20 protein-coding genes are annotated in these 24,956 nt (G+C 61.5%); 14 read left to right on the forward strand and 6 right to left on the reverse strand.

Annotation, left to right across the window (positions count from 1 at the left end; translation table 11 throughout):
* The first annotated feature begins 20 nt into the window (after positions 1-20).
* The 3 genes from ACP7BV_RS12770 to ACP7BV_RS12780 all read left to right on the forward strand — a co-directional run bounded on the left by ACP7BV_RS12770 (position 21) and on the right by ACP7BV_RS12780 (position 3,516).
* Complete coding sequence (locus ACP7BV_RS12770) at positions 21-617, forward strand: lytic transglycosylase domain-containing protein (protein ID WP_426104308.1); 597 nt, start codon at positions 21-23, stop codon at positions 615-617.
* Positions 618-729: 112 nt separating this feature from the next.
* Positions 730-2,112, forward strand: coding sequence for an alkaline phosphatase (locus tag ACP7BV_RS12775; protein ID WP_426104214.1), 1,383 nt, complete (start codon positions 730-732; stop codon positions 2,110-2,112).
* Between the two features lie 30 nt (positions 2,113-2,142).
* On the forward strand, positions 2,143-3,516 hold the full coding sequence (locus tag ACP7BV_RS12780; protein WP_426104216.1) for an alkaline phosphatase: 1,374 nt from the start codon (positions 2,143-2,145) through the stop codon (positions 3,514-3,516).
* A 367-nt stretch (positions 3,517-3,883) separates the two neighbouring features.
* Here ACP7BV_RS12780 and ACP7BV_RS12785 read toward each other — a convergent pair whose 3' ends face one another.
* On the reverse strand, positions 3,884-4,285 hold the full coding sequence (locus ACP7BV_RS12785) for an SWIB/MDM2 domain-containing protein (RefSeq protein WP_426104218.1): 402 nt from the start codon (positions 4,283-4,285) through the stop codon (positions 3,884-3,886).
* Between the two features lie 185 nt (positions 4,286-4,470).
* Complete coding sequence (gene ffh, locus ACP7BV_RS12790) at positions 4,471-5,841, reverse strand: signal recognition particle protein (protein ID WP_426104219.1); 1,371 nt, start codon at positions 5,839-5,841, stop codon at positions 4,471-4,473.
* Between the two features lie 285 nt (positions 5,842-6,126).
* Between ffh and ACP7BV_RS12795 the strand changes: the two genes are divergently transcribed.
* The 6 genes from ACP7BV_RS12795 to ACP7BV_RS12820 all read left to right on the forward strand — a co-directional run bounded on the left by ACP7BV_RS12795 (position 6,127) and on the right by ACP7BV_RS12820 (position 12,832).
* On the forward strand, positions 6,127-7,101 hold the full coding sequence (locus tag ACP7BV_RS12795; protein WP_426104220.1) for an ABC transporter substrate-binding protein: 975 nt from the start codon (positions 6,127-6,129) through the stop codon (positions 7,099-7,101).
* Between the two features lie 229 nt (positions 7,102-7,330).
* Positions 7,331-8,134: a cytochrome C assembly family protein gene (locus ACP7BV_RS12800; RefSeq protein ID WP_426104222.1), complete on the forward strand. Its 804-nt coding sequence runs from the start codon at positions 7,331-7,333 to the stop codon at positions 8,132-8,134.
* Positions 8,131-8,373 (forward strand): PP0621 family protein, encoded by a 243-nt coding sequence (locus ACP7BV_RS12805; RefSeq protein ID WP_426104223.1) that lies wholly within the window; start codon positions 8,131-8,133, stop codon positions 8,371-8,373. The genes ACP7BV_RS12800 and ACP7BV_RS12805 overlap by 4 nt, the downstream gene beginning before the upstream one ends.
* 3 nt (positions 8,374-8,376) lie before the next feature.
* Complete coding sequence (locus tag ACP7BV_RS12810; protein WP_426104225.1) at positions 8,377-10,050, forward strand: sensor histidine kinase; 1,674 nt, start codon at positions 8,377-8,379, stop codon at positions 10,048-10,050.
* A 40-nt stretch (positions 10,051-10,090) separates the two neighbouring features.
* A complete protein-coding gene (locus ACP7BV_RS12815) occupies positions 10,091-11,491 on the forward strand; it encodes a sigma-54-dependent transcriptional regulator (RefSeq protein WP_426104227.1) in 1,401 nt (466 codons plus the stop codon).
* A gap of 468 nt (positions 11,492-11,959) precedes the next feature.
* Positions 11,960-12,832: a CPBP family intramembrane glutamic endopeptidase gene (locus ACP7BV_RS12820; protein ID WP_426104228.1), complete on the forward strand. Its 873-nt coding sequence runs from the start codon at positions 11,960-11,962 to the stop codon at positions 12,830-12,832.
* A gap of 363 nt (positions 12,833-13,195) precedes the next feature.
* On the opposite strand, the gene tnpC is transcribed toward ACP7BV_RS12820, so the two are convergent.
* The 3 genes from tnpC to tnpA all read right to left on the reverse strand — a co-directional run bounded on the left by tnpC (position 13,196) and on the right by tnpA (position 15,525).
* The gene (gene tnpC / locus ACP7BV_RS12825) at positions 13,196-14,803 is read right to left on the reverse strand and encodes an IS66 family transposase (protein WP_426104230.1); all 1,608 of its coding nucleotides are present in this window, start codon (positions 14,801-14,803) and stop codon (positions 13,196-13,198) included.
* Between the two features lie 69 nt (positions 14,804-14,872).
* Positions 14,873-15,229, reverse strand: coding sequence for an IS66 family insertion sequence element accessory protein TnpB (gene tnpB / locus ACP7BV_RS12830; RefSeq protein WP_426104232.1), 357 nt, complete (start codon positions 15,227-15,229; stop codon positions 14,873-14,875).
* Positions 15,229-15,525 (reverse strand): IS66 family insertion sequence element accessory protein TnpA, encoded by a 297-nt coding sequence (gene tnpA, locus ACP7BV_RS12835; protein WP_426104233.1) that lies wholly within the window; start codon positions 15,523-15,525, stop codon positions 15,229-15,231. The genes tnpB and tnpA overlap by 1 nt, the downstream gene beginning before the upstream one ends.
* A gap of 675 nt (positions 15,526-16,200) precedes the next feature.
* Between tnpA and ACP7BV_RS12840 the strand changes: the two genes are divergently transcribed.
* On the forward strand, positions 16,201-19,107 hold the full coding sequence (locus tag ACP7BV_RS12840; protein ID WP_426104310.1) for a ribonucleoside-diphosphate reductase subunit alpha: 2,907 nt from the start codon (positions 16,201-16,203) through the stop codon (positions 19,105-19,107).
* A 119-nt stretch (positions 19,108-19,226) separates the two neighbouring features.
* Complete coding sequence (locus tag ACP7BV_RS12845) at positions 19,227-20,339, forward strand: ribonucleotide-diphosphate reductase subunit beta (RefSeq protein WP_426104234.1); 1,113 nt, start codon at positions 19,227-19,229, stop codon at positions 20,337-20,339.
* Positions 20,340-20,581: 242 nt separating this feature from the next.
* On the opposite strand, the gene ACP7BV_RS12850 is transcribed toward ACP7BV_RS12845, so the two are convergent.
* Positions 20,582-21,001 (reverse strand): nuclear transport factor 2 family protein, encoded by a 420-nt coding sequence (locus ACP7BV_RS12850; protein WP_426104235.1) that lies wholly within the window; start codon positions 20,999-21,001, stop codon positions 20,582-20,584.
* Positions 21,002-21,414: 413 nt separating this feature from the next.
* On the opposite strand from ACP7BV_RS12850, the gene ACP7BV_RS12855 reads away from it, so the two are divergent.
* From ACP7BV_RS12855 to ACP7BV_RS12865, 3 genes are read left to right on the forward strand one after another with little or no spacing between them, the layout of a single operon-like run.
* The gene (locus ACP7BV_RS12855) at positions 21,415-22,191 is read left to right on the forward strand and encodes a LuxR C-terminal-related transcriptional regulator (protein ID WP_426104236.1); all 777 of its coding nucleotides are present in this window, start codon (positions 21,415-21,417) and stop codon (positions 22,189-22,191) included.
* Positions 22,188-24,068, forward strand: a complete 1,881-nt coding sequence (locus ACP7BV_RS12860) for an ATP-binding protein (protein ID WP_426104237.1) — start codon at positions 22,188-22,190, stop codon at positions 24,066-24,068. The genes ACP7BV_RS12855 and ACP7BV_RS12860 overlap by 4 nt, the downstream gene beginning before the upstream one ends.
* The gene (locus ACP7BV_RS12865; RefSeq protein ID WP_426104239.1) at positions 24,065-24,532 is read left to right on the forward strand and encodes a response regulator; all 468 of its coding nucleotides are present in this window, start codon (positions 24,065-24,067) and stop codon (positions 24,530-24,532) included. Before ACP7BV_RS12860 ends, ACP7BV_RS12865 begins: the two co-directional genes overlap by 4 nt.
* Positions 24,533-24,956: the final 424 nt, after the last annotated feature.

Raw genomic sequence — 24,956 nt, forward strand, 5'->3', positions numbered from 1 at the left:
GGGGCGCGTATATTGCCCGCATGACGGCGCCGGCCTTGCTGCTGGCTGCGCTGTGCTGGCCGGGGGCGGCGCTGGCCGGCAACCAGAAGGAAGAGGCGATTGCCGACTCGCTCCGGCTGGCGCTGGCCAACGCCATCCGCGATGCCCGCCCGCCCAAGCCAACTTTTCGCGATGAGGCGGCAAAGGCGCGCTACCAGCTGTGGCTGGGGCAGATGTCCGAACGCCTCAAGCGCAAGCTGCCCGACGACCAGGTGCGTCTCGAGTTTCTCGAGGCGGCGTGGTATGAGTCAAGCCGTGCCGGTCTCGATCCGGGCCTGGTGCTGGGGCTGATCCAGGTCGAGTCGGCGTATCGCAAGTACGCGGTGTCGATGGTGGGCGCGCGCGGCTACATGCAGGTGATGCCGTTCTGGACCGGGGTGGTCGGTGACAGCGACCGCAGCAAGCTGTTTCACATGCAGACCAACCTGCGCTATGGGTGCGCGATTTTGCGCATGTATATCGACATGGAAGGCGGCAATTTGTACCTGGCCCTGGGGCGGTATAACGGCAGCCGGGGCAAGCCGCAGTATCCCAACTCGGTGTTAAGTGCGTGGAAGAAGTGGGAGTTCCAAGGGTAGTGGCGGCCCCCTTTTTCGCCATGCGCCGCCCGGAACGCCATCCCATTTTTTGCCGCCGCAAGCCTCCCCGCAGTGTAGACTTCCCGTTTCTCCCCAAGCACGAGAGTTTTCCATGCGTTTTTCCATCGTCGGCGCCGCACTGCTGGCCGCCCTGGCCGGCTGCGTGTCGGTCCAGCCGCCGCAGGCCGTATCCAGCCACCCCAAGAACATCCTCTTTTTCCTCGGCGACGGCATGGGCATCAACACGCTGACCGCCGCGCGCATCTACGCCGTGGGCGAAGACGGCGACCTGACGCTCGACACCTTGCCTGAATCGGCCTTCGTCAAGACGTTTTCCAATGACGCGCAAACCACCGACAGCGCCGCCTCCATGTCGGCCTACATGACCGGCATAAAGTCCAACAACGGCGCCATCTCGATGAGCACCGACACGCCCGCGCGCGAGGGCTGCACCGGCGGGCGCGCCGCGCCCTCGCTGGCCGAACTGGCCAGGCGGCGCGGCATGGCCGTTGGCGTCGTGACCACCACCAGCGTGACCGATGCCACGCCGGCGGCGGTGTATGCCCATGCGTGCCACCGCAGCAAGGAAGCCGACATTGCCAGCGCGCTGGTGCCAGGCGGGGCCGGTTACAACAGCGCGCTTGGCGGCCTTGACGTCCTGCTCGGCGGCGGAACCGACGCCTTCCTGCCGCTAGCCCAAGGCGGCAAGCGGGCCGACGGCCGCGACCTGCTGGCCGAACTGCGCACCAGGGGCTATCGCAGCGTGGCCGACAGCGCGCAACTGAACGCCGTCGACGCCGCCTCGGGCGCTCCCCTGGTCGGCCTGTTCGCGCCTGAAAACCTCAGCTACGACGCCGTGCGCAACCCGGCGCGCGATCCGGGCCTGGCCGCAATGGCGAGCAAGGCGATCAGCGTGCTGTCGAAAAAGCCGAATGGGTTTTTTCTCGTGGTCGAGGGCGGCCTGATCGACCTGGCGCTGCACGACACGCACGCCAAGCGCGCGCTGCAGGAAGTGGTCTCGTTCGACAACACGCTCAAAGCCACCATCGCGCAAATGCAGGCCATCGATCCGGGCCTGAAAAATACGCTGATCGTCGTCACCGCCGACCATGACCATACGCTGCTGCTAAACGGTTACGCGCGCCGCACCGGCAAGACCACGCCGACCGAACCTGGCGTGCTGGGGCTGGTGCGCCGGGTCGACAACGGCAAGGTGCGCGTGGATGTGGATGGGGCGCCGTTCACCATCATCGGCTTTGGCACGGGCGAAAGCCGGGTCCAGGGCAAGCGCGCTGCGGCGCCGCTGCTGACCGATGCCATCGTGACGGCCGACGACTACCACCAGCAAGCCGTGGTGCGCACGGCTGCCGGTGACGAAACCCACGGCGGCAGCGATGTTTTTCTCGGTGCGATCGGCGCCGGCGCCGACGCCTTCCACGGCGCGATCGACAACACGCGTGTCTTTGAGCTGATCAAAGCTGCCGGCGGCTGGTAAGCCGTGCTCCCCTTTTTCCGAGAATTCGCCATGACGCCACGTCGACTCCCCGCACTGCTGCTCGCTGCCTTGTGCAGCACCGGCGCCTGCGCCGCACCCGCGGCAAAAAACATCCTCTTTTTCCTCGGCGACGGCATGGGTCCGACTACCATCACCGCCGCGCGCATCTTCAAGTACAAGGAGGAGGGTTTTCTCAACATGGAGCGGCTCGAGCGCAGCGCCCGCATCAAGACCTATTCGAACGACGCGCAGACGACCGACAGCGCGCCGTCAATGGGCGCCTACATGACGGGCATCAAAATCAATAACGACGTCATCTCGATGGCGCACGCCAAGCCGATCGCGGCCCGCAAAGACGCCAATGGCAACGCCGGCATCGACGACTGCGGCGCCGGCAACGGGCAAGCCGCCACCACGATCCTGGAGCTGGCCAAGGCACACGGCAAGGCGGTCGGGTCGATCACGACCACCGAGCTGACGCACGCCACGCCCGCGTCAACCTTTGCGCACATTTGCCAGCGCAACGCGTCCTACAGCATCGCGCTGCAGATCGTGCCCGGCGGCGCGGGCTACAACCCCGCCTTGCAGGATGGGGTTGACGTGCTGATGGGAGGAGGGCGCAATCACTTCACGCCGTTTGACGCCACGCGCAATCCCAACGGCCGCGCGGACGGGCGCGACCTGATGGCGCAGTTTGCGGCCAGAGGCTACACCGTTGCCGCCAACAAGGACGAGATGGCCGCCGCGCAGCCGGGGCGCAAGTTCGTCGGCATTTACAGCGATGTGGGCCATCTCGATTACGAGATCGAGCGCCGGCCATCGCAGCCGTCGTTGTCGCAGATGACGGTGAAAGCGATCGACTTGCTCGCGCCCGATCCGGATGGCTTTTTCCTGATGGTCGAAGGCGGCAAGATCGACCATGCCCTGCATGACTCGAACGCCAAACGGGCGCTGGTCGATACGATTGCGTTCGACGACGCCATTCAAGCCGCGCTGGAACGCATGCGGGTGCTCGACCCTGGCTTGAAGAACACGCTGATCGTCGTCACGGCCGACCATGATCACACCATCGTCATGAATGGCTACGCCAAGCGGGGTAACCCCGTGCTCGACATCGTGCGCAATTATAGCGACGGCTTGCCGGCCAAGGATGCCGATGGCAAGACCTACACCACGCTGGTGTTCGGGAACGGGCCTAACCGGCCGGACGTGCGCGCCGACGTCGATAGCGCCGTGGCGCTCGGTGACGACTACCATCAGGAGACGGGGGTCAGGATGGCCGGCGAATCGCATGGCGGGGGCGATGTGAAGTTGTTCGCCACCGGAGCGGGTTCGCAGGTGTTCAAGGGGACGATGGAAAACACCAAGGTGTTCCACTTGATGAAGGCGGCGTTCGGGTTTTAAACACGAGGATGCAAGAAAGGTTTGTGGTTGCAGTGACGTGCAAAGTCGCCACGTACGCCCGGCATGGCCCACATCGTCCTCGCGAACGCGGGGACCCATAGAACTGACGAGTCACGTTCCCCTTGAATCGATCTGATTGCTGTAACTAATTGATTCAAAAGGAGGGATTGGCATCCGTTCTATGGGTCCCCGCGTTCGCGAGGACGATGTAACTCCTGCGGCACTGCTGGCCCTTTTGCTACAGCCGCGCGCGCGAGGACGATGTTATGGTGGCCAGTAGTATCAAGCTCGCGCTCCACACAAACACAAAAGCCCCGGTATTGCGACCGGGGCTTTTTGCGAATTCGGCTTGGACAGCTAAATTTTATTATTTCAGGTGATCGGAAATGAGTTTGGTCATTTCGAACATCGACACCTGAGCTTTGCCGCCAAAGACAGCTTTCAGCTTGTCGTCGGCATTGATCATGCGGCGGTTCGCTGCGTCCTGGAGATCAAGCTTCTTGATGTAGTCCCAGACTTTCTTGGTCACTTCGGTGCGTGGCAACGGCGCTGCGCCGACAACTGCGGCCAGGGTCGCGGAAGGAGTCATCGCTTTCATGAAAGCGGCGTTCGGCTTGCGGGGCGCTGCTGGTGCTTTTGCTGCTGCTGCTTTTGGTGCTGCTTTAGCTGGAGCGGCTTTCTTTGCTGCTGGCTTTGCCGCTGCTGCTGGCTTGGCTGCTGCAGCCTTTTTTGCTGGCGCTGCTGCTGGGGTTTTTTTGGCTGTTGCCATCTTCGAGCCTCCTTAACGAACACATGGGAAATTGCGCAATTGATCGCACGGCTTATATTGGTGGGGTTTCCCGGATGACGCAAGTGTTTTTCAAGAAAAATCGCCCTTTTTAAAGGGAAAAAGCCCCTTCTACGCCCGGAGAGGCCCCGCCGCCCCGGTTTTTCAGCGCGCCCGCCTCCAATAGGCTAGCGCATCCCGCCCGGCATCATGCCCTTCATCCCGCGCATCATCTTCATCATGCCGCCGCCCTTGAGCTTTTTCATCATGGTCTGCATCTGGTCGTACTGCGCCAGCATGCGGTTTACTTCCTGCACCTGGACCCCGGCGCCGGCCGCGATGCGGCGCTTGCGCGTGGCCTTGATCAGTTCCGGCTTGGCCCGCTCCTGCGGCGTCATCGAGTCGATGATGCCGACCATGCGCCGCACCTGCTTGTCGGCCTGGTCCATGTTGGCGCCGCCGGCAGCCTGCTGGAACTGCGCCGGCAGTTTGTCGATCAGGCTGGCCATGCCGCCCATTTTCTTCATCTGGCCAAGCTGCGACTTGAAGTCGTTCATGTCAAAGCGCCCGCCAGCCTTGATCTTATTGGCCATGTCGGCCGCCGCCTTGCTGTCGACGCCCTTGCGCGCTTCCTCAACCAGCGCGAGGATGTCGCCCATGCCCAAAATACGGTTGGCCATGCGCTGCGCGTCGAACGCTTCCAGGCCGTCCAGTTTTTCGGACACGCCGGCAAACTTGATGGGCTTGCCCGTGATATGGCGTACCGACAGCGCCGCGCCGCCGCGCGAGTCGCCGTCGAGCTTGGTCAGAACGATGCCGGTCAGCGGCAGCGCGTCGCTGAAGGCCTTGGCGGTATTGATCGCATCCTGGCCCAGCATGGCGTCGACCACGAACAGCGTTTCGATCGGGTTCACCGCCTTGTGAACGGCGGCGATCTCCTGCATCATCGCTTCGTCAATACCCAGGCGGCCAGCAGTGTCGATGATCAAGACGTCGTGATAGTGCTTCTTGGCCCAGTCCAGTGCGGCCAGCGCAATGTCGACCGGCTTGTCGCTTGACGTCGACGGGAAAAAGTCGGCGCCGACCTGCTTGGTCACCGACTCGAGCTGGGCGATGGCGGCAGGGCGATAGACGTCGGCCGATACCGTCAAGACCTTTTTCTTTTTCTCTTCTTTCAGGTACTTGGCAAGTTTACCGACGGTGGTGGTTTTACCCACGCCCTGCAAGCCGGCCATCAGGATGATCGCCGGCGGCTGCTGCGCAAAACTGAGCTGCGACGCTTCGGGGCCGAGATCGGCACCCATCAAGATGGCCAGCTCGCGCTGCACCACGCCGACCAGCGCCTGGCCGGGACTGAGCGAAGCGATGACTTCTTCGCCAAGCGCCTTTTCCTTGACGCGGCCGATGAACTCGCGCACCGCGGGCAGAGCGACGTCGGCTTCGAGCAGCGCCAGGCGCACTTCGCGCAGCATTTCGGACGTGTTGGTTTCGGTCAGACGCGCCTCACCGCGCATGGTCTTGACGACCTTGGCAAGGCGTTGGGTTAAGTTATCGAGCATGGCAGACCTGACTAATATATATAGTGGCGATTCACAGAGGCGATTCGGCGCAGTGCCGATGGTGCACCATTTTACCCTATGTGCAGGCTGCCAAGACGGCGGGCCGCAGCATGGACTCGGCTCGCTTTTGCATGTCTTGGATCAGGGGCGCGGCAGCCGGAAGGCCTGTGTTGAGCATGCCGGCGCGAAAAAGCAAAAGCTTGCGCTGTTCGAGGGACACCCTGGTTGGTAGCGGTTATATTTCCGTGCAGCAATTGACTCGTCGGATCAACTTGGGAGAAGCGCATGGCTCTGGCAATACTACGGACGGCCCTGGCCGCCGCTGCGGTGATGCTGGTGGGCGGCGTCCAGGCGCAAGAACTTGTCAGGCTGGGCAACCTCGGCATGTCCCACTTTGGCGCGCTGTCGTATATCAAAGAGATCGCGCCCAAGTGCGGCATCCGGGTCGACGAAAAAAGCTATGCCCAGGGCGCCGAGCTGATGGCGGCCATCGTCGCGGGCGAACTGGACGTTGGCGCCACCGCGTCATCGACGGCCATCGTGGGCCGCACGCGCGGGGCGCCCATTTTTGTGGTGGCCGGCTTTGCCAAAGGCGGCCTGCGGCTGGTCGCGCGGCCCGGGCAACATATCAGGAACCTGCAAGGGTTGAAAGGCAAAAAAGTCGGCGTGGCGCAGGGCGGCATTGAAGAAGTGCTGCTGGCCGCCAGCCTGCAGGACGCCGGCATGGCCACCGGCAGCGCGCCCGGGCGCGACGTGCAACTGGTGTACCTGGCGCCGGACGCGCTGAACCAGGCGCTGGCATCGAAAAAGATCGACGCCATGCTCCAGGCCGAGCCGCAGGCGTCGCAGGCGATTATCAAGGGTGAGGGGGTCGAGGTGCTCAGGCCCTACGAAACGCCGGTCGGCGAACCGGTGCGCGTGCTGTTCATGACCGAGGCGTTTTATCACCGCAAGCGCGCGCTGGCCGAAAAATTCATGCACTGCTTCGTCGAAGCGACCCGCCACTTTATTGCCGACCCGGCGCTGGCCGAACGCTACGCGCGCAGCGAACTGTTCCACGGTCAGCTGAGCCGCGCCGAGTTTCGCGAAGCGAGCGCCAACTTCCCCTATGCGCTCGACGTCAGCGCGCGCCACATCCAGGTGACCACCGACACCATGCTGCGCACGGGCCTCGCGCCTGCGGGCAAGCTGCCGCTGGCGCGCGAATGGGTGCGCACCGACCTGCTGGAGGCCGCCAAAAAAAGCCTGGCCGTCAAATAAGGCCGGCCGCTCGCGCTGTTTGACACTTGTTGCCTGTCGGTATAGTCTTGCGGCCAGCACCAGCCGGTGCACGCAATCGGCCTCGGGAAATCCAATGAACGCAGTGAAGAAGCGCTGTGCCGGTGCGCGTTTTTGCCCTTGCCGCCTCGGCAGGCGCGATGTGCGCGACATGCCGTCCGCAAAGCGGGCCGCTAGCAGCCACCCGGTCCGATAGTGTAAACTCAGCGTCATGCAAATCACTCTCTTTGTCCTTGCGGCGCTGCTGTACGCGGTGTGCGCCTTTCTCCCTTCCCGCCGCGGCGGCCTGATTTCCGGCATCACCGCCGGCGCCTGGCTGCTGCACGGCGGCGCGCTCTGGTTCGACATGCTCGCGCCCGGCACCTTGCGCATCGGCTTTGCGCTGATGATTTCGGCCGCGCTGTGGCTGTCGGTATCGGCCTACTGGATCGAAAACCGCAATGTCGCGCTCGACGGCCTGCGCCGCCTGGTGATGCCGTGCGCCGCCGCCGCCGCCATCTTGCCGGCCCTGTTTGCCGGCAGCGTGCTGCAGCTCGAAGGGCGCCCGCCCGCTTTCGCCTGGCATATCGCGGTCGCCATCCTCGCTTACAGCATGCTGACCATTGCCGCCTTCCACGCGGTGCTGATGACGCTGCAGCTCTCGCGCCTGCACGTGCCGGTCGCCCAGGGCGGCTGGCTGGCGCACGCGGTCGACCAACTGCCCGCGCTGCTGACCATGGAAAAGCTGCTGTTTCGGCTGATCTGGATGGGTTTTATTTTGCTTACGCTGACGGTGCTGTCCGGGCTGGTGTTTTCGGAGCAGGTTTTTGGCAAGGTCATGCGCTGGGACCACAAGAGCATCTTTACGCTGTTGTCGTGGATCCTGTTTGCCGCCTTGCTGATCGGGCGGCGCTGGCGCGGCTGGCGCGGCAAAACCGCGCTGCGCTTTACGCTGGCCGGTTTCGCCACGCTGGTGCTGGCCTATGTCGGCAGCCACTTCGTGCTGGAAGTGGTCTTGCAGCGGGGTGCGGCATGATCATGCGCGCCCTGTTCTGGCTGGCCTTGCTGATCCTGGTCGTGTTTGCCGTACGCAGCAAGTTGCGCAAGCTGAACAAGGGCCAGAATGACCCCCTGCGCGGCGCCCGTCAGCTCGACGAAGGCGAAGCGATGGCGTGCTGCGCCCATTGCCACGTGTATTTTCCCGCCTCCGAATCGGTGCGCGTTGGCGCACTGGAGTATTGCAGTCCCGGCCACGTCGGCCTGCCCGGGCAATAAGGCATGCGCCGCTGGAGCGCGCTCACGCGCGAGTCGCGCGATACCTTCTGGCGCTCGCTCAATGCGATGAACGGCACGCGCATCGTGATCGCCGCGGTGCTGCTGCTGTACCTGACGTTCGACCGCCAGGATTACGCCCCCAGTTACTACCTGTATGCCGAAACCTGCATCGTCTACGTGATCCTGGCGATCGGCTTTAGCGCGCTCTCGTTCTACGTGCGCCGGCGCTTCCTGCTGCAGGTCGTGGCGCAGATCAGCGTCGACATCGCCATCATCTCGACGCTGTATGTCACGGCCGGTGGCGCGCGCAGCGGTTTGGTGATCCTGTACCTGTTTCCGCTGGCGGGCGCCGCCATTTTGGCGCCGCTGACGCTGGCGCTGCTGTCGGCGTCGCTGGTGGCGCTGTTCCTGCTTGGCGAAACGCTGTACCAGGTGTTCGTGGGCGACCGCAGTGTGCCGCTGACCCAGGCGGGCCTGTACGGCATGGTGTTTTTTGCCATCGTACTGGTTGTCAGCCGCCTGGCCGCCAAGCTGATCGGCCAGGAAGAACTGGCCGCCCGCCGCGGCGCCGACCTGCAGATCCAGCAGGCGATCAACGAGATCGTCATGGCCGACGTCGAAGACGGCATCCTGGTGGTGGGGCGCGACGGTCGCGTGTTTACCGGCAACCCGGCGGCCCAGTTCATGCTTGGCCTGTCGGAAGAGCAGCGCGATTTCCGGCTGGCCGACATGCCGGCCCTGGCGCCGATCGGGCAAGCGTTTTCGGCCTGGCTGGCGCAGGCCGGGGCCAGGCCGGCGCCGCGCACGGCCTTCGTCACGGTCAAGCCGCATGTCACCTTCGCCGACGGGCAGGCGCCGGCGTGGACCGGGCGGCGCGATTTGTCGGCGCACCTGAAATTGCGTTTTGCGCGCGTCGACACGCCCGACGAGGCGGCCGAGCGCTGCGTCATCTTCATGCAGGACGTCACCGCCATCGAAAACCAGGCGCAGCAGCTCAAGCTCGCTTCCATGGGGCGCCTGACGGCGAGCATCGCGCACGAGGTGCGCAACCCGCTGTCGGCGATCGGCCACGCGACGGCGCTGCTGGCCGAAGACCTGGGCGAACCGGGCCATGTGCGCCTGCTGAAAATCGTCGGCGACAATGTGGCGCGTGTGAACCGCATGGTCGAAGACATCTTGCAACTGTCGCGCAAAGTGCAGCCGAATGGCGATCCGTTGCATTTGGACAGTTTTTTAAGCGAGCTGAAGAACGAATTCCAGGAAACTCACGGCCTGAGCGGTGATATGATGTGGTTAGGCAACATCGGCACGGCGCCGGTCCGCTTCGATCCGCTGCACTTGCGCGAAGTGCTGGTCAACCTGCTCACCAATGCGGTGCGCTATGCAAGCGGCGCGGCGGCCAGTATCCGCATCTACGCGGTCAGCGACAAGGCCGGGCGCATCGAATTGCACGTGCAGGACGACGGCCCGGGCATCACGCCGGACGTGCGCTCGCACCTGTTCGAACCGTTCTACACCACCTCGAACAAGGGAACCGGTCTGGGCCTGTACCTGGCGCGCGAACTATGCTTGAACAACGAAGCGACGCTCGATTACGAGTACCGCTACGACGCTGTTGCCGCCCACAAGGCGAGCGGGCGCTTCGTCATTACGTTCGCGCAGCCGGTGGTGGATTGACCCAACGCATACCGCTACATCAAAGCTAGAGAGGCATTCAATGAGTTCACCCCGGGTACTGATCGTCGACGACGAAGCCGATTTGCGCGAGCTGCTCGAAATTACGCTGGTGCGCATGGGCCTGGACGTTGACAGCGCCGCCACGCTCAAGGATGCGCGCGCTTTCCTGGCCGGCGGCGATTATGGCCTGGTGCTCACCGACATGCGCTTGCCTGACGGTCTGGGCTTGGAGCTGGTGCGCGAGCTGGCCGCGTCCAACCGCCACATCCCGGTGGCCGTGGTGACCGCCTACGGCAGCGCCGACAATGCCGTCATTGCGCTCAAGGCTGGCGCCTTCGATTATGTGTGCAAACCGGTCGTGCTGGACGAGCTGCGCATCATGGTGCAGTCGGCCCTGCGCCTGGCGGGACCGGGCGCGGCGAGCGAGGGCGCCCCGCGGCGCCTGATTGGCGAGTCGGCCATGGTGCAGGCGCTGCGCGACCAGATCGCCCGCCTGGCGCGTTCGATGGCGCCGATCGCCATCACGGGCGAATCGGGCAGCGGCAAAGAATTGGCCGCGCGCGAAATTCACGCGCAAAGTTCGCGCGCCGCCAAGCCGTTCATTGCGGTGAACTGCGGCGCGATTCCCGAGGCGCTGATGGAGGCGGAGTTTTTCGGCTACCGCAAGGGCGCGTTTACGGGCGCGGCGGATGACCGGGAAGGATTTTTCCAGGCGGCCAATGGCGGCACGCTGCTGCTCGACGAAGTGGCCGACCTGCCGCTGGCGATGCAGGTCAAGCTGCTGCGCGCGATCCAGGAACGGCGGGTGCGCAAGATCGGCGCCACCGCCGAAGAGCCGGTCGACGTGCGCATCATCAGCGCCACACACCAGAATCTGGCGCACTGCGTCGAGACCGGCAAGTTCAGGCAAGATCTGTTTTACCGCTTGAATGTGATTGAACTGAGCGTGCCGCCGCTGCGCGAGCGGGTCGACGACCTGGGCGTACTGGCCGAGGCGGTGCTGGCGCGCCTGGCGGGACCAAGCCAGAAGGCGGTGCTGGGGGCGGGCGTGCTGGACGCGCTGCGGGCCTATTCGTTTCCGGGCAATGTGCGCGAGCTGGAAAATATCCTCGAGCGCGCGCTCGCGTTTGCCGATGGCGGCGTGATTGAAGTGTGCGACTTGTCGCTCAAGGGTGCGCGGGTGGCTGTGCCGGTTCCGGTTCCGGTCCAGGCCTCGGTGGAAGTGGCGGCGCCGGCCGAACCTGCGCCAGCGGCGCCGGTGGCCGAAGAGCCGCTGCCCAACAGTCTGCCGGACTACCTGAACCAGATCGAGCGCGACATCATCATCCGGGCGCTGAACCAGACGCAGTTCAACCGCACCCAGGCGGCGGTGCTGCTGGGGATCAGCTTCCGGCAGCTGCGCTACCAGATGCAAAAGCTCGAGATCCAGGCGCCCGAGTAAGAGGGCCCAACAAAACCTGTTATTTGCCCTGATGGCCGCAAGCTCATGCACCGAGCCATACCGCCGGTCTGCTATCGGCCGGTCATTGGTTTTTCGTGATGGGCATGAACGGTGTCGCCAGAATTTTTCAAGGATTTGATGAATAAGGGGACGCCTCAGAAAACGGAATTTAAAGTACGCTAAGTGGATCGACCTGCATTTCAGCCAATTATCGGCCAGCAATACCTGCAACCGACAGCCCTCTCAAACCAGCATTCGCTGCAAATGAATCTGCATTCAGCCGCACCAACTGCATATCCCAGCCCCGCGCACAGACTAACCCCCGATTTTTGCAACTCGTCCTAGTTGCGGCGCAGCCTGTCGCGTGACGCTATCCCTGCTGCAGCGGACCTATTAGTCTGCGCATTGCGTGGCCCATATGGTGACGCGAAACTTTGCGCTTATTGGAAAGGCAGGAACATTTTGACTATGCATGAAAAGCAAGCATCCTCCAGCAAAAGTGTTTCGCTAAGTAGGCGCGCGCTGGGAAATCCGGTGGTTCGCATTCTGTTGGGGTCGCTGCTGGTGTGGCTTCCAGCACCCTTGGTGACGAAGACTGCGCACGCGCTGCTTCCAGCGCGTTACGCGCATGTCTGGCCGATGGTACTCGCATCAGTGCTCATTTTTTTAGCATACCGGTTCTTCGTGCTTCGAGTCGAGAGACGACCCGTGACGGAGTTGTCGATGCGCGGAGCGTCAAGCGAACTGGCCTTTGGCGTGCTGATCGGCTTTGCAATGCAGGTGCTGTTGTTTGGTGTGCTGTGGTCTTTGGGGGCGTACCGGATTGACGGCTTCGGCGCACCCACTGTTGCAATGCTAAGCATCGTTCCTTTTTACCTGGGAGTTGCACTGCTCGAGGAAATAGTCGGGCGTGGCATTGTTTTCGGCATTTCGCAAAAGGCGCTTGGAAGTGTCTGGGGTGTGGCAATTTCCTCAGTATTCTTCGGCTTGGTTCACGCGCCTAATCTCGGCGCCAATCCGATCGGAGTACTGACATGTACAGCCTTTGGAATGATGTTTGCGGCGGCGTACATGGCAACGCGCAGGTTGTGGCTGTGCATTGGGATCCACTTTGCTTGGAACTATGTTCAAAGCCAGGTGTTCTCGTCGCTGGTCTCCGGCACGAGCGACGGTGATGGCCTGATTCTAGGGCATCTGACAGGACCGTCGTGGCTCAGTGGCGGATCCTTTGGGGCGGAGGGTTCAGTGGTGGCCCTGACCTTGGCTCTGCTTGGGTTCGCCGTCCTCATTATTCGTGCGCGCTCCGTTCAAAGCAGCAACGCTTACGTGTCCGTTGCATAGTCGATACGTAGGTCTTGCTTCATCCGGTCCGTGCTAGACGTTCGACCTTTCAAGAAAGCAATGACGCCTTTGGGGCGAGGGCGGCCGCACGCGGGTTCAGTCCGGGCATTAAGATATGCGCCGTGTTTACAGGCGGAGTGATGCCATGGCCGAAGCACTTCTTCCTGAAGGCCTTCGGTCGCTCATAGCAACTCATCTCCCGGCCCACCTACGGTCGCCGAAAGGCGCGACGGCTTCGCGCGCACGTCCATGTGGATCGAGCTAGCGGTGACGCCGCTAGCGCACCGGCAGCTGTGGGTGGCGAGCATACGGGCCGTAACCCGACCGATCGTGGCAAACTCGCCTGCAAAGTAAGCGCGATATTTACCCCACCGCTGACGACCGTTGGCTGCAGCGATCATGATTCAGCGACGCGAAGTTGAACGGTAGCAGGTCAGTAACGTCAGCGCCCGGTTGCCGCTGCGGCAGTTCAGTAAGCACGTGGCGCAGGTAGGCGTAGGGCTCGATGTCGCAGGCGCGGCAGGTCAGCATCAAGCTGTAGATCACGGCACTTGCATCCGCGCCCGCAACCGAACTCGAGAACAGCCAATTTTTGCGACCGATGGTAAACGGACGGATATCGCGTTCAATCAAATTGTTATCGATCGGCGCCCGGCCGTCATCGATGTAGCGATAGAGGTACAGCCACTGCCCGAGGGCATAGCTGATCGCCTTGCCGATCAGTGATTGCGGCATGACCTCGGCCTGATTCTTGACCAGCCAGGCGTGTAGTGCGTCCAGGATCGGACGGCTTTTCTCTTGTCTCCAGCGGTAAATTTCTTCGACCACTGTACTGCCCTCCGGCGGCGGCTTTTTCCTCACCGTGGACTCGATGTGGTACAGCTTGCCGATCATGTCGAGCACTTCCTTTGCTCGCCCCGATGGGTTTTTCTGCGCCTTGAATGCTTCGTCGAACTTGCGCCGCGCGTGTGCCATGCAGCCGAGATGCTTCATGCCTGGCAGCATGCGCCAGGCAGCGTAACCGTCGGTCATGACTGCCCCCTCGTAACCGAGCAGGAAACGTTCTGGATGGTCGTGGCCACGTCCGGGCTGGTACTCGAACAGCACCACTTGACGTTCGTGGCACAGGGCCGTTCGGTAGACCCACATATACGATGTGTTTTGCGCTTTGCGGCCCGCTTCGTTGAGCACCTGCAGCGTGGTCTCGTCGCCATGGATGAATGCGCTTGTCAGCAACTCCTGCCGTAGCGCCGCGTACAGCGGCGTGAGTAGCACGCCGGCCTTGATGCACCATTGGGCCAGCGTACCGCGCGCGACATCGACTTCGCCGCGCAGCAGCCAGTCGTGCTGGCGATACAGGGGCATCCCATCAGCGTATTTTGCCGTCAGGACTGTGGCCACCGTGCCGGCGCTGGCGTTGCTGCCAGGGATGGGCTGGGCTGGCATGGGGCTGGTGATGATTTTGCTTGATTCGCCGTGGCGGTCGCACTGACGGCAGGCATACTTGAACCGCACATGCTGCAACACCTGGACCTTCGCTGGAATGATGTCGAGCTGTTCGCTCGTTTCTTCACCCATGCGGTGCAGGGCACCTTGGCAGCAGGCGCAGACCTTTTCCGCTTCGGTCAAATCGTGTTCGACGCGTTTGCGCGGCAGGTGCGCCGGCAAAGCCCGGCGGCCGCGCTTTTTGGATGGGGATTTGGGCGTATCCGCCCCGTCCGGCTCTTCACTTTCCGGGAAGGCGATGGCGTCCTGCTCGGCTTCGTTGAACAGGCAACCCTGGGCGCCCAGTTTTTCGCTCGATGGCGCGAACCGCTTCAGTTGCGCCAGTCGAAACTGGTCTTCCAGGAACGAGACGCGTTGCTGCAGCGCGCCGATCTGTTTCTGATCGGCGGCGGCGCGACCTTCCAGCGCCAGGATGTAGGCGCGCAGTTCGGGGGGCAGGCTGGCAAGTTGCTCGGGTGGGTACATGCAGTAACTTTACCAAACCATTTTCCGTTTTGGGTTTACGTCATTTGCATGTTTTTGAAATAAAGTTTGCTAGCACATGGCACGCGGTGTCATCGCCTGATGCGCCACCGCGTTCTGCCATTTCAAGCCGTCGATCAGCCAGCGCAACTGGCGTGCCGTCACGGCCAGCGCCTGTGCATCGTCGGCGTGCTCAGGCCAGTGGAAGCGACCTTCCTCCAGCCGGCGGAAGTGCAGCCAGAAGCCGTTCGTGTCCCAGTGCAGGATCTTGATCCGATCGCGGGCGCGGTTACAGAACACGAACCAGTGCGGGCTGACTGGATCGAGTCCCAGCGTCTCGGCCACTACCAGCGCCAGTCCGTTGATCGACTTGCGCATGTCGTGATGACCTGTGGCGAGGTACACCATGCCTTGCGGTGTACCCCACATCAGCGCAACGCCATCACAACCGCGCCAAGCCAGTCCACTTGCGCCTGGCTGCGCAACCTGATCACGTAGCCGGTCGGTGTTTCGACTTCCAATACCTGTTCACCGTGGCCTCCCAGTAACGGCAGCGCGATCAGTTTTGTGGAAGTTGCTGGTGCCGGCGAAAGCCGCTTGCGCCAGTAGTGAAACGACGCCTCGGTTACGCCATTGACCGCGCACCAGGAACGAATTGGCTGACCCGACGCTGCGTGATCCTGCAGGCGCGTCGTCCATATTGTCTGTTTCGTTTCTTCTTGCATGTTCGTGACTCCTTTAGTTGATGGAGCCCCGATTCTGGGTGCGGAAAATTAGCAATGGAAGGTGGGGTAAATAGCGCGCTTACCCTGCAAACACCATCTGCTGGTGGACCAGCGTGGGCCGCCGCTAGTAGCCCGGATCTCGGGCGCGCAGGTGCATGACTCGCGTCTGCTCATCCCGCTCGGGTAATGCGCTGGCGCTTTTCGCCTTACCTTTTCACCCGGCTGCCCGCTATTTGGGCACTGACGTTAGTGTCCGCTCACCGCCTGATGCGCCTCGCGCCCGCACTCGGAAATGTCAAGGGCCCGCACGCGAATAAATGTCAAAAAAATTAGGTTAGTGATTCCAGAAAGCTATTGCAAGCGTTCGGCCTAGCCACTACAATTAGTCTTCAAATTTGATCAATGCACTAGATGTAGTGGTACAAAGAGAACTTCAGCCAAAATGCATAAGACTGCTTTCTTTAAAGAACGCCCCAAAAAGAGCGCAGTATTTACCAAAAAATGACGATGAATTCCAGCCCGGCGCGCCAGGCAGGATGGTCATTTTTTTCTTTTTCAGTCTTAGAACTGGGCGCGCCCGAGGGCAGCCCACTTGATATAACAATCGGCGCAGCACAACTGCCAGCCGTTCCAGGAGGTCTCATGCAGACAAGCCAAGAATCACCGAACAATCCCATGCACGTCACACCTGGAGCTGCCGCACCAGTCGAAAACAGCCCGGCGGCGATCGCCGCCAGCGGCGACTACCGCATCATCCGCCGCAACGGCTCGGTCGTCGCGTTCGAGCCATCCAAGATCGCCATCGCCGTCACCAAGGCGTTTCTGGCCGTGGTCGGCGGCCAGGGCGCAGCCTCGGCGCGCGTGCGCGACCTGGTCGAGCAGCTCACCAACAATGTCGTCAGCGCCCTCGTGCGGCGCCAGCCATCGGGCGGCACCTTCCATATCGAAGACGTGCAGGACCAGGTTGAACTGTCGCTGATGCGCTCGGGCGAGCATGACGTCGCGCGCGCCTACGTGCTGTACCGCGCCAAGCACATGGAAGAGCGCCGCCTGCAAAAGGAAGCCCAGGGCGCCAGCGATATCGCCGCCCCGCAGATCCACGTGCTTGACAATGGCGTGCGCCGCGCGCTCGACATGCAGCAAGTGCGCGACCTGATCAACGCCGCCTGCGTCGGCCTGGAAAAGCACGTCGACGCCGACGCCATCCTGGCCGAAACCGTACGCAACCTGTACGACGGCGTGCCGGTCGAAGAGCTGCACAAGTCGGCCATCCTGGCCGCGCGCGCGCTGATGGAAAAAGACCCGGCGTACTCGCAAGTCACCGCCCGCATCCTGCTGCACACGATCCGCAAGGAAGTCTTTGGCCAGGAAGTGCCGCAGGCGAAAGCGGCCGCGCACTATCTGGAGTACTTCCCGCAGTACATCGCCAAGGGCATCGCGAATGAACTGCTGGACCCGGTGCTGGCATCTTTCGACCTGGCCAAGCTGGCCCGCGCACTGGTTGCCGACCGCGACCTGCAGTTCGGCTACATCGGCCTGCAGACCCTGTACGACCGCTACTTTTTGCACGTGCGCGACGTGCGCATTGAAATGCCGCAGGCCTTCTACATGCGGGTGGCCATGGGCCTGTCGCTGCGCGAAGAAAACCGCGAAGCGCGCGCCGTCGAGTTCTACAACCTGCTGTCGTCGTTCGACTTCATGAGCTCGACCCCGACGCTGTTCAACGCGGGCACGCTGCGCTCGCAATTGTCGTCGTGCTACCTGACCACGGTCTCGGACGACCTGGAAGGCATCTACGACGCCATCAAGGAAAACGCGCTGCTGGCCAAGTTCGCCGGCGGCCTGGGCAACGACTGGACGCCGGTGCGCGCCCTGGGCGCCCACATCAAGGGCACCAACGGCAAGTCGCAAGGCGTGGTGCCGTTCCTGAAAGTGGTCAACGACACCGCCGTCGCCGTGAACCAGGGCGGCAAGCGCAAGGGCGCCGTGTGCGCCTACCTGGAAACGTGGCACATGGACATCGAGGAATTCCTCGACCTGCGCAAGAACACGGGCGACGACCGCCGCCGCACGCACGACATGAACACGGCCAACTGGATTCCCGACATGTTCATGAAGCGCGTGATGGAAAAGGGCGACTGGACGCTGTTTTCGCCGTCCGACTGCACGGACTTGCACGACAAGGTCGGCAAAGCGTTCGAGACCGCCTACCTGGGCTACGAAGCGAAAGCGGCAGCCGGGGAAATCCGCGTATTCAAAAAAGTAGCCGCGCTCGACCTGTGGCGCAAGATGCTGTCGATGCTGTTTGAAACGGGCCACCCGTGGATCACCTTCAAGGACCCATGCAACATCCGTTCGCCGCAGCAGCACACGGGCGTGGTCCACAGCTCGAACCTGTGCACCGAGATTACCCTGAACACGGGACCGGATGAAATCGCCGTCTGCAACCTTGGTTCGGTGAACATGCCGGCCCACATGAAAGAAGGCAAGCTCGACCCGGTCAAGCTGCAAAAGACCGTCCGCACCGCAATGCGCATGCTCGACAATGTCATCGACATCAACTATTACGCTGTCGACAAGGCCCGCAATTCAAACATGCGCCACCGTCCGGTGGGCCTGGGTATCATGGGTTTCCAGGATTGTCTGCACATGATGCGCGTTCCTTACTCGTCGATGCAGGCTGTCGAGTTCGCGGACCGTTCGATGGAAGCCGTTTGCTACTACGCTTACCTGGCCTCGACCGAGCTGGCTGAAGAGCGCGGCCGTTACGCGTCTTACGAGGGTTCGCTGTGGAGCCGCGGCATCCTGCCGCAAGACTCCGTCAAGCTGCTGGCCGAGGAACGCGGCGGCTACCTGGAAGTGGACAGCTCGTCGGCCATGGACTGGAGCCTGGTGCGCGAGCGCATCGAGCAATTCGGCATGCGCAACTCGAATTGCGTGGCGATTGCGCCAACGGCGACCATTTCGAACATCATTGGCGTCTCAGCCTGTATCGAGCCGACCTTCCAGAACCTGTACGTAAAGTCGAACCTGTCGGGCGAATTTACGGAGATCAATGCCTACCTGGTGCGCGACCTCAAGGCGCGCGATCTGTGGGATGAAGTGATGATCTCCGACCTGAAGTACTTCGACGGTTCGCTGGCCAAGATCGACCGCATTCCGCAAGACTTGCGTGAGATTTACGCTACCGCGTTTGAAGTCTCGCCAAGCTGGCTGGTGGAAGCGGCGTCGCGCCGCCAGAAGTGGATCGACCAGGCGCAGTCGCTGAACATTTACATGGCGGGTGCATCGGGCAAAAAGTTGGACGAGACCTACAAGCTGGCCTGGCTGCGCGGCCTGAAGACCACCTACTACCTGCGCACCATTGCCGCGACCCACATGGAAAAGTCAACCTCCAAGACCGGCGCGTTGAATGCGGTGGCGGTGGACGGCGGCATGTCGGCCCATGCGATGGGCGTGGCGGCCGACAGTGCAGCGGCGGCAGCGGCGGCGGCGGCAACAGCAACGGCGGAAGCCGACGGTGAAGCGTGTTACCTGCGTCCGGGTGATGATGGTTTCGAAGAATGCGAAGCTTGCCAGTAAGAGGCAACTGTGCATGGCGGATTGGCATCCGCCCTACGAGAGCCACGGTCCGTAGGGCGGATGCAATCCGCCATGAGAGCCAATGACATTTGATTTGAACGAACTAAAGGAATACCACCATGTTGTCCTGGGACGATGAAACAAGCGCACCGAGCGCGCCACCACCACTGCCAATGAGCGCCGGCGACGCTCCCGCGCCCGCCGAAGCTGTCGCCAAGCGCGTGCATGCCGACGACAAGCGCATCATCAACGGCAAGACCGACGTCAACCAGTTGGTCCCGTTTAAGTACAAATGGGCATGGGACAAGTACCTGGCCGGCTGCGCCAATCACTGGATGCCGCAGGAAGTGAACATGCAGCGCGACATCGAGCTGTGGAAGAACCCGAACGGCCTGACCGACGACGAGCGTCGCCTGGTCAAGCGCAACCTGGGATTTTTCGTCACCGCCGACTCGCTCGCCGCCAACAACATCGTGCTGGGCACCTACCGCCACATCACGGCGCCGGAATGCCGCCAGTACCTGCTGCGCCAGGCGTTCGAGGAAGCGATCCACACCCACGCCTACCAGTACATCGTCGAGTCGCTCGGCCTGGACGAAGCGGAAATCTTCAATGCCTACAACGAAGTGAAGTCGATCCGCGACAAGGATGAGTTCCTGATTCCGTTCATCAACACGCTGACCGACCCGGCCTTTACCACCGGCACCGTTGAAAACGACCAGAAGCTGTTGAAGTCGCTCATCGTGTTCGCTTGCCTGATGGAAGGCTTGTTTTTCTACGTGGGCTTTACGCAGATCCTGGCGCTGGGCCGCCAGAACAAGATGATGGGCGCGGCCGAGCAGTACCAGTACATCTTGCGCGACGAGTCGATGCATTGCAATTTCGGCATTGACCTGATCAACACGATCAAGATGGAAAACCCGCTGCTGTGGACGCCGGCGTTCAAGGAAGAAATCAAGGCGCTGTTCCTGCAAGCGGTTGACCTGGAGTATGCGTACGCGGAAGACACCATGCCGCGCGGCGTGCTGGGCTTGAACGCGACCATGTTCAAGGGTTATTTGCGTTTTATCGCGAACCGCCGCGCGCAGCAGATTGGCATGGATATGTTGTTTGCCCAGGAAGAAAATCCATTCCCTTGGATGAGCGAGATGATTGATTTGAAGAAGGAACGTAATTTCTTCGAGACGCGTGTGACGGAGTATCAAACCGGTGGCGCGTTGAACTGGGAGTAACAGCTCGCCCTCGCGGCGAACGACACAGACCTCTGAACTGGCGACACATCGTTTGAAGCAGAGGGTGCGTTGAACTTAAGAACGGCGCTTTTGCAAGACTTTGCAAACGCGCCGTTTTTGTTTGGGCCGAGCCGGCGTCGCCGATCGCATTAATCCGAGCCGCTACACTGCGTGAGTGTGCGCCTTTACCGATGCTTTCTGCTTCGTCTTGCGACGAGTCAGACAGTTTTGCGAAGCCGAGCTCAGCTCTGCTCCGGCATTTTGGACGAGTGATGGCTGGTGATCAGCCACTGTTTGCCATCCCATTTATAAGTGTAGGTGTAGCGCGCCTTCACTTGTTTGCCGTCGCCGAACTTAAAGGTGTACAAGCCTGCATCGGTCGCGCTGTTGCAGCCGAGCTCGATGTTTCGGCTGTCGATGGTGCCCACTGGCTTTCCCTTTACAAAGTGCTCGAAGTAGTCCGTCTTCTCGTCCGGGGTCAAGCGAGGCTTGTTCGAGACGGTCGCCAGCAGCACGGATTTCTTGGCGTAGTTGGCCACGATTTTTTCCGGATCGCCGGTTTGCAGCGAGGCGTTCCAACGGTCAAACAGGCCGGCAATTTCTTTTTCCGTCGACGAATGGCAGACTTCGGTCGTCGTGGCCTGGGCATTAGCTGCCAGCATAAAGGCGGCAAAAGGGAGAAGGCATAAGTAGCGCATGATAGTCCTTGATGAATTGTGCTGATGGGAGAAATACTTAGGTGCCGTAGTACAGCGCGTTCGGAGCGACGTCTGCGCGAACGCCGTGGATCTCGAGATCGGCCGGCGCGATTGTCGACAGCAGAAAACTGGGGCTTAGGTGGCGACCATCAAAATTTGCTTCATTTACTCCTCCAAAAGTGGAAATCGGCTATCGCCACGGAACCCCGGCACGATTACGTCCCCAGGCTGCACGGGATCGCGCACTGTGTTTCCGGTCATTCAGTGATCAGTGGCGATGAGCAAAGTATCCTTACTATTACGCAACGCGAAATCGGCTGATCGGCGCATTCTTCGTATGCTGAGTGGCATATAATGAGGGCCTCTGAAGAGGCACCATGACTACCTCCCTTCCTCCCGTCGATGCGCTTGGCAGCGCCAAGGCTACCCGTAGTCGCTATCGGCACGCTGAAGGCAGCGCGGCCCGACTGCGTTTGCTAACGGACACTGGCATTGCGCTTGCCAACGAGCGCGATAGTGCCGCGGCAATGAAGGCGATACTTGCAAAAGCGCTCGCGTTCATGTCGATGCATGAGGGTTTGCTGTTGTATCAACAAAATGATGGCCTGCATGTGCATGCGGCGCAGGGGACCGTGCCGCCTATTGGCGCTTGCCTTCCCATCAGCGGCGCCTTGCACAAGGTATTGCAGGAAGATGCGCTGCCATTGATCCAACACGATCTTCATAGCCGGCTGAAAATCGGCCGTGACAAGGCAGTTTGTCTGGAAATTCTGGTGCCGTTGCGCTACCACGGCAAGTACGTGGGCATACTGGTGCTGATGAGCGAGCGGCAGGTGTCGCCGCCGGCCGCCGACGACCTCGCCGTGCTCCAAGTGTTAGGGACGATGTGTGCGGCGGCCTACCTCGCTGCCAGCAAGCCGGCGTCGAGCACCGCCGCTCACGGATCGGCGGGCAAGCTAAAGCAATTGACCTCGCGCGAGCTTCAGGTATTCGCCTTGATGCCGCGGGGCTTGACGAATGCAGCGCTGGCGCAGGAACTTGGGATTGCCGCCGGCACTGTGAAAGTGCATATCGAACGCATTTTGCACAAGCTCGACCTGCGCGACCGCACCCAAGCAGCTGTCTACGCAGTCGATCACGGATATGGTGGATGACGCGGGCCGGCCTGCGCTGGGATAGCTGGTCGCTGACAGTCAAGGGTAGCGCCATCATCCTGGCGTCCTTGTCCATGCTGCTGGGCTCGGTGGCCACCAGCTACACCTTGGAACGCCAGACCGCCGACGCCACGGCAGAAATGCTGCGCACATTGCAAGTGCAGCGCGATATTGAGTCGCTGCAGTCGCTGGTCGCCGAAGCGGCGACGGGCGTGAGAGGCTATCTGCTGACCGGCGTGGACGATTTTCTCGATCCCTACCGGGCGGCGGAGTTGCAATTGCCGGGTGCGATGGCGCGCTTGCAAAAAAATATTCGCGACCCTGAACAGCGTGAGCGTCTACAACTGCTGCTGCCATTCGTGCGACTCAAGCTGGCCGACCTGGATGTTTTGCGTCGACGATATAACAATGACCCCGAAAACTTGCGCGCCAGCTTGTCATCTGGGCGCCAGATTCTCAACGAACTGCGTGATGGAATAGGCGCCATGAATGCGCGCGAGTCGCTGCTTGTCGAGCAGCGTACTGCCGCCGTGCAAGCTGCCCTGCGCCGCAACGTTCTGATGAATGCGGCAACCATCCTGGTCGGCCTGGCTGGCGCGCTTGCGATGCTGCTATTTACCCTGCGCGTGGTGCGGCGGGTCAGGTTGGCGACGGAAAACGCCGAACGCTTGGTCAACGACCAGCCACTCACTGCACCCGGCGTCGCCAGCGACGAATTGGGGCTGTTGGCGGATCGGCTGCATCAGGCTAGTCTCCTGCTGGCCAACCGCGCTACCGCTGCCCACGCGGCCAGCTTGGCAAAAACGCAATTCATGTCGCGCACGAGCCATGAACTGCGCACCCCGCTCAATGCTATTCTCGGTTTCGCGCAATTGCTGGCAACGACAGAAATCGCTGGGAGCCAGGACCAGCAGTATGTGGGGCAAATCCTCCGTGCCGGCAAACATTTGCTGTCACTGATCAATGACATGCTGGACGTCGCCCGTATTGAGGCTGGGCAGTTGGCGATTACATCGACTCCCGTGCTCGTGGCGCCAGTGTTAATGGAAGCACTCGCCCTATTAACGCCCCTGGCCAGCGAATATGGCGTGCGCCTGCTTGCGCCATGCGATTGCGCAACACTCACCGTGCAGGCCGACCGACAGCGCTTTACCCAGATCGTGCTGAACCTGCTCTCCAATGCGATCAAGTACAACGCAGTGCAGGGGCAAGTGCGCATCAAAACGCTTGCGAGAGACGACCTGGTCGCCATTGCCTTTGAAGACGATGGGGCCGGCATCGCCGTGGAAATGCAGGACCGGCTATTCACGCCGTTCGACCGTCTTGGCGCCGAGCGTGGTACAACCGAGGGCGTCGGCTTAGGTCTTGCCGTCTCGCGCGCGCTTGCAGAGGTCATGGGCGGCAGCATCGCTGCCAGCAGCGCGCCAGGTGAAGGAAGCGTTTTCACGCTTTTTCTGCCACGCTCAGCCCAGCCGGGACAGAAGGTGGTGCCTGTGCCACCCGCTAAGTCGCCCGGTATTGAAGCGCCGAACAAACCATCACGTACGGTGCTTTGTATCGACAGCGATGGTTCCAGCCTGGCGTTGATCGAAACGCTCATGATGAGGCGAACTCACTGGCATTTGCTGACCGCGCCTGGCGCCAGCGAGGGGTTAGCGCTGGCGCGGCAGCACGCGCCAGATATCCTGTTACTGGCCCAGGATGCGGCCGACCAAGAGACCTTAGAGGCCCTGCGCAACGATGCCACCCTGGCGGGGCTGCCGTTGGTTATGCTCAGAGCAGGCGCACATTCGCACACCACGCCAGCGGTCGGCTACCTAAAAAGTCCACTGAACGTGCCGGAATTTTTTGAACTACTCGATAGGATTCTTCAATGAACGAAGATGATTTGCTTTCTTCGCGTGTACTCATCATCGACGACCAGCCAGCCAACTTGCGGCTTCTGGAAGACCTGCTGGCTGGCGAAGGGCTCACGCACGTAGTCGGTACCACCAGTGCGCAAAAGGCGCTGGATTTATATGCCGCTTTCGATCCCGATTTGATCGTGCTAGACCTGATGATGCCTGAGCTTGACGGGTATGCCGTACTGGAGCATTTAAAACGTCGCGGCGACCCGTTTGACTTCCGGCCGGTGCTGGTCGTTACCGCTGACGCCACTGGCGAAGCCAAGCGCCGCGCGCTATCGCTGGGGGCGAAGGATTTTCTGACCAAACCCTTCGATACGATCGAGGCCATGCTGCGCGTTTGGAATTTGCTTGAGACACGGGCACTCTACAAGCGCCTGCAAGCACTGGCGCCAAGCGAGACTGCGATCATGAAGCCCTACGGCAGTGGCGCGTAATCGCGTGGCAAGATCATTCGGCAATCAAGTGCAAGAAACGAGGATGTGTTGCACTTGCGCGCCTGGTCGGTGAGCACTTGTTTTCAGAAGGCGACTCTCCTATTTTTCTGGTCCAGGCGACCATTGCGCGCATGGCAACAAAAATGCCGCGCATAGCTGAGCAAGGGGTCTTAACACTGCCAGATGCCGCCTTGAAGGCAAAGCAGCTTGGCTGACACTAGACAAAAAAGACAAGCGTTGCATCAGGTGTAATCCTACACGGCCTCGAGACGCTGACCGACACTTGCGTGTGGCCCGTCATGATCTAATAAGGGTGACACTCCTCCATTTACCGCTTGCTTTCGCGACCTTTTTGCTCGCATCCAAGGCAAGACTGAGCGTCAAGGCGACGCCAGGCTCGACAATAGCATCGGCGTCAGGAGAT

This window comes from Massilia sp. TSP1-1-2 (assembly GCF_049896185.1).
In the GTDB taxonomy this organism is placed as follows: domain Bacteria; phylum Pseudomonadota; class Gammaproteobacteria; order Burkholderiales; family Burkholderiaceae_D; genus Telluria_A.